The organism is Mesorhizobium sp. M7A.F.Ca.US.006.04.2.1 (assembly GCF_004022915.1).
Lineage (GTDB): Bacteria > Pseudomonadota > Alphaproteobacteria > Rhizobiales > Rhizobiaceae > Mesorhizobium > Mesorhizobium ciceri.
Map to the genome: position 1 here is coordinate 1 of NZ_RZQA01000734.1, position 3323 is coordinate 3323.

5 protein-coding genes are annotated in these 3323 nt (G+C 63.2%); all 5 read left to right on the forward strand.

The window, feature by feature from the left end:
* Positions 1-955 (forward strand): RelA/SpoT AH/RIS domain-containing protein (locus EN925_RS29045; RefSeq protein ID WP_164894455.1); only part of this gene is annotated, 955 nt, incomplete at its 5' end.
* Positions 956-1005: 50 nt separating this feature from the next.
* On the forward strand, positions 1006-1584 hold the full coding sequence (pyrE, locus tag EN925_RS29050) for an orotate phosphoribosyltransferase (protein WP_013532589.1): 579 nt from the start codon (positions 1006-1008) through the stop codon (positions 1582-1584).
* Between the two features lie 14 nt (positions 1585-1598).
* Complete coding sequence (locus tag EN925_RS29055; protein WP_127370005.1) at positions 1599-2000, forward strand: VOC family protein; 402 nt, start codon at positions 1599-1601, stop codon at positions 1998-2000.
* A gap of 252 nt (positions 2001-2252) precedes the next feature.
* On the forward strand, positions 2253-2852 hold the full coding sequence (locus tag EN925_RS29060) for a DUF2062 domain-containing protein (RefSeq protein WP_013532587.1): 600 nt from the start codon (positions 2253-2255) through the stop codon (positions 2850-2852).
* Positions 2849-3262 carry a holo-ACP synthase gene (gene acpS / locus EN925_RS29065; protein ID WP_024503069.1) on the forward strand — a complete coding sequence of 138 codons (414 nt, stop codon included), beginning with the start codon at positions 2849-2851 and terminating at the stop codon, positions 3260-3262. The genes EN925_RS29060 and acpS overlap by 4 nt, the downstream gene beginning before the upstream one ends.
* Positions 3263-3323 lie beyond the last annotated feature (61 nt).

Consider the following 3323-nt stretch of genomic DNA (forward strand, 5'->3'; position numbering starts at 1 on the left):
CACCTGCGTCGGTGCCAAGGTCAACGGCCGCATCATGCCGCTGATGACGGAACTGAAGAACGGCGACGAGGTCGAGATCATCCGCTCCAAGGCGCAGGTGCCGCCGGCGGCGTGGGAATCGGTCGTCGTCACCGGCAAGGCGCGCTCGGCCATCCGCCGTGCCACCAAGAACGCCATCCGCAAGCAATATTCGGGTCTTGGCATCCGCATCCTGGAACGCGCCTTCGAGCGTGCCGGCAAGACCTTCACCAAGGAGAGCCTGAAGCAGGTGCTGCACAGGTTGGCGCGCAAGGACATCGAGGATGTGCTGGCCTCTGTCGGGCGTGGCGAGCTCGCCTCCACTGATGTCATGAAGGCGGTATTCCCTGACTACAAGGATGAGCGCGTCACCACGGCCGTCCCCAAGCCGCGAGAGGAGGGCTGGTCGAAGATCCGCAATGCCGCCGGCATGCTGTTCCAGATTCCGGGTCGTGCCGCGCGCAAGGACAAGGACCAGCCGCGCGATGGAGCCGTGCCGATCCGCGGCGTGCGCGGCGATCTGCCGGTGCGCTTCGCGCCGGAAGGGGCAGTCCCTGGCGATCGCATCGTCGGCATCGTCCAGCCGGGCACCGGCATCACTATCTATCCGATCCAGTCGCCAGCGCTGCAGGCGTTCGATGACCAGCCCGAGCGCTGGATCGACGTGCGCTGGGACATCGATGAGCGCACCAAGGAACGCTTTCCGGCGCGCGTATCGGTCACCGCCATCAACGCGCCGGGGTCACTCGCCGATATAGCGCAGGTGGTTGCCTCGAACGACGCCAACATCCATACGCTGTCGATGGTGCGCACTGCGCCCGACTTCACCGAAATGCTGATCGATCTCGAAGTCTGGGATCTCAAGCACCTCAACCGGCTGCTATCGCAGCTCAAGGACAATTCGAGCGTCAGCGACGCAAGACGCGTCAATGGCTAGACCATGCTCCGGTTTCGGACAACGTCATGGTCAATCAAAAAGAGGCAGACATGAACACCGATGAAGTGCTGGGCATTTTCCGCGAGGCGGGTGCTGTTCTGGAAGGGCATTTCATTTTGACCTCGGGCCTGCGCAGTCCGGTCTTCCTGCAGAAGGCGCGCGTGTTCATGCATGCCGACAAGACCGAGCTTCTGTGCAAGGCGCTGGCGGAGAAGATCCGCGCAGGCGTGCCCGGCAAGATCGACTATGTCGTCGGCCCGGCGATCGGCGGGCTGATCCCGGCCTATGAGACCTCACGTCATCTCGGCGTGCCGGCGATCTGGGTCGAGCGGGAAGGGGGCGAGTTCCGCTTGCGCCGCTTCGAGATCGCCAGGGGGTCGCGTGTCGTCATCGTCGAGGACATCGTCACCACCGGCCTGTCGATCCGAGAGACCATCGAGTGCCTGCGCGAGCTTGGCGCCGAGGTGGTTGCCGCGGCCTGCATCATCGATCGTTCGGCCGGCAAGACTGATGTCGGCGTGCCGCTCATCGCGCTTGCCGAGTATGAGGTCCCGGCCTATCCGGCCGACCGGCTGCCGCCGGAGCTTGCCGCCATCCCGGCGATCAAGCCCGGCAGCCGCAACATCTGACGGGGCATGCCGACATGCGTGAAGACGAATTGGAAATGATCGCCGGCATCGATCATTTCGTGCTGACGGTCGCTTCGCTGGAAGTGACCTGTGAGTTTTACCAGCGCGTGCTGGGTTTTGAGCGCATCGACGCGGCCGATCGACCGACGGCGCTGGCTTTCGGTAGCCATAAGATCAATGTGCATGAGGTCGGCCGGACTTTCGAGCCAAAGGCGAAGTCGCCGACATCAGGATCAGGTGATTTCTGCCTGATCACCGAGCGGCCACTGGATGAGGTCCGTGCGCGGCTCGCGGCCAATGGTGTGGTGGTGGAACTCGGCCCGGTTGAACGTATCGGGGCCCGAGGTCCAATGATGTCGGTCTATTTCCGCGACCCGGACGGCAATCTGGTCGAGGTCAGCGAATACCTGCCGTAGCCGCTGGCGGCGCTGTGCCTTTCGGCGATGCGACTGCCGTTCCTTAAATTTGCCGCGATTGTCCAATGTTCGAAGCAAGACCAGCCGCCCCGAAGGGCGGCGACAAGCGCGGCACAAAAGGTGTTTGGTTGTTCTTGCGCCAGCGCGTTGTTATATAAGCTGGCGATTGCCATAGGGTGATCGTCAAGCGCAAGATGTGGCTGCCACGCCCGGCTGAAGGTGCCGTTGCGGGCGCTGTGGAACGGGAACAGAGTGCTATTTCGACGCCGCAAGCCTGATGGCCTTTATGAGCGGGTGCGTACCTATCTTTGGCCGCGCCGCTCGTTTTCGCGCTCGCTTCAGTATTTTTCCAAGCGCATCCTGCGGCTGAAGGCCACACCGCATGCGGTGGCGGCCGGCGTTGCGGCCGGTGTCTTCGCTTCATTCTTCCCCGTCGGTTTCCATTTCATCATCGCTGCCATCCTGTGCTGGGTGATCGCCGGCAATTTGGTGGCGGCGGCGCTTGGCGCCGTTTTTTTCGGCAACCCGCTCACCTTCCCGTTGCTATGGGGCGCGTCGTGGGAAACGGGCAAGCTCATCCTGCATGACCGTTTGCCGACACATGGGCCGCCGGCGCATCTGGGCGAGATGTTGCACAACCTCTCCTTCGCGCAATTGTGGAAACCGGTCCTTGAACCGATGCTGATCGGTGCGGTTCCGCTCGGCTTGATCTTCGGGCTGCTGTTCTACGCCATCACGCGCTGGGGCATGAACGCTTTCCGCGAACAGCGGCGCAAACGCCTGGCCGAGCGCGCAAGCCGGCATGCGCAATCGTCCCATCCCGGCGCAAGCATCGGTTCCACTGCGCGATGATCATCGGCATCGGCAGCGACCTGATCGACATCAGACGCATCGAGAAATCGCTGGAGCGTCACGGCCAGCGCTTCGTCCAGAGAATCTACACCGACATCGAACAGGCGCGTTCGGACAATCGACGCGCCCGCGCGGCCTCCTATGCCAAGCGTTTCGCCGCCAAGGAGGCCTGCGCCAAGGCGCTGGGCACCGGACTGGCGCAGGGCGTGTTCTGGCGCGACATGGGTGTCGTCAACCTGCCCAGTGGCGCGCCGACCATGGCGCTGACGGGAGGAGCGCAGGCCAGGCTGGACAAAATCCTGCCAAAGGGCCATCGGGCGGCAATCCACCTCACCATCACGGATGATTTCCCGCTCGCTCAAGCCTTTGTGATCATCGAGGCGCTGCCCGTCGAAGAAGCGCCACATTGATTGCCTCTGACGACCGGCATTGACGTTGCCCAGCGCGCGCCGAGACTCTATACCATCCAAC

Coding starts and splice junctions, on each gene's coding strand:
- pyrE (WP_013532589.1), top strand. CDS start 1,006: ATGAACACCGATGAAGTGCTGGGCATTTTCCGCGAGGCGGGTGCTGTT.
- acpS (WP_024503069.1), top strand. CDS start 2,849: ATGATCATCGGCATCGGCAGCGACCTGATCGACATCAGACGCATCGAG.
- EN925_RS29055 (WP_127370005.1), top strand. CDS start 1,599: ATGCGTGAAGACGAATTGGAAATGATCGCCGGCATCGATCATTTCGTG.